The sequence below is a fragment of the Xanthomarina sp. genome, from assembly GCF_035306705.1.
GTDB lineage: Bacteria > Bacteroidota > Bacteroidia > Flavobacteriales > Flavobacteriaceae > Xanthomarina.
On record NZ_DATGNO010000039.1, the window covers coordinates 1 to 3661 of the forward strand.

Sequence of the window (3661 nt, forward strand, 5' to 3'; positions counted from 1 at the left end):
GCAGCGATCCACTCTTCGTAAGCAGAAATACCATCCGTTCCATTTGTTCCATCAACACCATCCGTTCCATCAGCTCCGTCAGCGCCATCAGCTCCGATTAAAGAATCTAAAAAGTCTTGCTCTGTACCTGTATTACCAGCAGCGATCCACTCTTCGTAAGCAGAAATACCATCAGTTCCATTTGTTCCATCAGTTCCATCAACACCGTCAGCGCCATCAGCTCCATCCGCTCCGACTAATGAATCTAAAAAGTCTTGCTCTGTTCCTGTGTTACCAGCAGCGATCCACTCTTCGTAAGCAGAAATACCGTCCGTTCCATTTGTTCCATTTGTTCCATTTGTTCCATCAACACCATCAACACCGTCAGCTCCTGCTGGACCTTGAGGACCAGCTGCTAGATTAATTACAACCGCATCATTATTTTCATTGGTATATGTAATTGTACCATCACCATTATCCTCAATGGTTGTCACGGTCTCTAAATTCTTAACAATTTGTGTTAAATTTAATTGGGTCAAAACGCCGTCTTCATCCATATAATCGATGTGAACATTATCTGCGTTAAGTGCAATGGTTGTTAGCGTTTCAAGATCGCTAATATCTACAATAGTTGTAATTCCGGCTTCATCTGTAAAGGTGAAAGTGCCATCGCTATTGGCAACTATTGTTGTAAGTGTTTCAAAGTTTTTAATAACAGTCTCTAGGTCGATACTAGTTACAATACCATCTTCATCCGTATAATCTAGCGTATGTCCATCGACATTAAGACCAAAGTAAGTTAAGGTTTCAAGGTCGGAGATATTAATAATTTGAACGTTTCCATTCGCATCAATATAAGTAAATTGATTATTTACAACATCCCAAAAAACAATATTGTCAGGCAAATCTGTTTCTACCATTAACTTGTTCCAACGTCCTTGATACCAATAATAATATCCAGGACTTAGAGTTGCAGAGGTGTTTGTGTTATAGACTAATAAACTTTCTAAATTCCCTGCAGCAATCGTTGTTTGATCTGTATTACTAGATAGTGATACTTGAGGAATTAATATCCCGCGATTGCTAGAAACTATTTCTAATTGTGTTGAAGGATTAGGCATATCGGTACCAATACCGACTTGCGAATACATAAGATTACTTGTAATGAAAATAAGTAATAGTAATAATTTTTTCATAATTTTATATTATATCGAGAAACTTTGGGTTGGTATGCTATTATATTTTAGGGACATCAATCTAAATGAGGTTGTTTTGGGGGCACATAAAATTTTGGACAAATCTATTTGTTTAACTTTGTATCAACAAAAATAGAGTTCGTTATATGTCGGTGATAATGCGTGCTTTAACGATTTATCATTTTTTAATTCATTAATCATATAACACTTTTTGAGGTTTTTAAATAGATTTGTGCTTGAAGACCTAAACTAACTACTTGAAAGTAAAATAAGTAAGGGTAATAATTTTTCATAAATTCTAAATTGCTTTGTCTTATTGCTTAAAAAAATCGCATTGAAAATAATAAAAGGTGCAGATTGCGCATTGGCAATAACTTATTAAACGACTAAAAATGCTCCTTGTGCTGAGATCATTCGCTACTTCCAATCTGGGGGCTAAATTATATGATAAAATCCTGTCGGAATTTGGTTGTATAGCATTTTTCCGTAAAACGGACAGGACGCAAGCACCTCATGATTAGGCGCTTATCTATTTCTGGTGTTTTTAATAATTATCCCCCTCTTTTTGAAGGAATTTTTGGATGAATTGATGAGAGCGAATTACCTTTACTCTAAAACAAAAAAACGCTTTCTTAAAGAAAAAAGCGTTTTTTTGATTACGAAAGTTTCAGCTCGGAGCTAAGTCCTATTAATATCCTTATTAATATTATTAATAAATTCTGAAGGTGATAGATCCGTCACTCTTTTAAAGTTAGCAGAAAATTTACTATGTGAAGAAAAACCACATTTATCAGCTAAATAACTTATTTTATAATTTAAAAATTCTGGATCTGTTTTTAATTTTTCTACGATATAATTAATACGCAGTTCATTAATATACGTCGTGTAATCTGTATTTTTATATGTTTTAAGAATCTGCCTAAGATATTTTACATTTGTTTCCAAGTAATCAATAAGTCGAGACAAAGACATGTTTGGATCAAGAAAATAGGTTGAGGCCTCAAATTCCTTTAATTTAAGTAGAAGCTCATCTTCTGTTGTTTGGGAAAGAACGATTTCCATCGATTTTTTCCCAGCAACTTTTGATACTACTTCATTTTTGGAGAGAATATTTTTTCTCTTATAAAACCAACCAGAAAAAACCAATAGAAGTAATAAACCGGCTATAATCAAGTAATATTTATTATTGGATGTTTTATTAGGTTGGTCGTTAAGAATTTTATAAGCACTATTTACCATGAGTTTTTTCTTAGCGCTATTTTCTTTTAAAATGTCGTTATACTTGGAATCATACAAATTAAAACTATCCTGTTCCTTTATTTGCTTATAATAACTTGCCAAACTTTTATAAACATTTTCTTTAAGCGATCCATGCTTGCTTTTATCAGAAATAGTAAAAGCTTTCTTTAAATAAACCTCTGCACTGTCCGTTTTTTTTAAATTTAAAAACGTTTTTCCTATACCATTATATATTAATGATGCCCATAATGTATTTCCAGCGTCCGCATTATTTATGAATACATTGGCTTCCGAAAAATGTTCCAGTGCCAACTCGGGCTTGTTCAATGCCATATAAGAACGCCCTAACATTTCTTGTGCATTGGCAAGTACAAAATTTTTAAATTGTGGGTTTTCCTCATTTTCGTATAACTGAATCGCCAAGTCCAAATGCTCAATAGCTTTATCATAATCCAGTGCCTCCAAAGCATATTCGGCATTTTCCTCATGCATCATGGCTAAATACTTTTCCACTTGTCTTTTATTTGGAATATGATTGCTTGCTTCCAAACCTTTATTTAAAAAAGACTTCCCCTTATCCATAAACCCAATGGTCCTATACTGGGTGGATAAAAAGCCATATATTCGCGCTTGAAAGGTATAATCCTTCTCGTTTTTTGCTACTTCCAGAGATTTGAGTGCGTAAATAATAGCCTCTCCACGCTTTTCTTGTTTCTCTAAAATATCGGCAATAAGCATTAGCGATTTTATCTTTTGTTTTTCATTTCTTGAATGCAAAAACAGGGAATCTGCCAAGTGTGTGGCTTTAGACGGATTAGAAGAGGTGACATTTACCGCAATATCGTAAAATATGGAATCGAATTCCCTAGCTTGCTTTTCGTCTTGGGAAAAAATAAAAACGGGAAAGGCAAATAGAATAAAAAAGACAAACTTCATTATTAATTAAATAATCAATTTATTAGCGCATAAAACTAATTAAATCTTTTTTGTAATGTCTGTTATTAGGCCATTTTTAGTTAACATATTATTCCAATAACTTAAAATACGTGAGAAATTAAAGTTTATTGTTTGTCAAATTTGATATAAAAGTTGAAGGAGATAAGCCCGTTACATTTTTAAAGCTAGCTGAAAATTTACTATGTGAAGAGAACCCACATTCCTCGGCCAAATAACTTATCTTATAATTTAAATAGTCTGGATCTGATTTTAACTTGTTGACAATATATTGAATTCTTAGCTTATTTATA

Annotated in this window: 2 protein-coding genes and 1 pseudogene; all 3 read right to left on the bottom strand. The window is 33.1% G+C overall.

Translation table 11 applies throughout. The annotated features are described in order from the left end of the window. Positions 1–1175 (bottom strand): annotated as a pseudogene (locus tag VKY47_RS03220) (hypothetical protein); the annotation flags it as partial. 678 nt (positions 1176–1853) lie between these two features. Next, a complete protein-coding gene (locus VKY47_RS03225) occupies positions 1854–3350 on the bottom strand; it encodes a helix-turn-helix domain-containing protein (RefSeq protein WP_324310307.1) in 1497 nt (498 codons plus the stop codon). 118 nt (positions 3351–3468) lie between these two features. Further along, positions 3469–3661: helix-turn-helix domain-containing protein (locus VKY47_RS03230; protein WP_324310309.1), on the bottom strand; the 193-nt coding region annotated here is incomplete at its 5' end.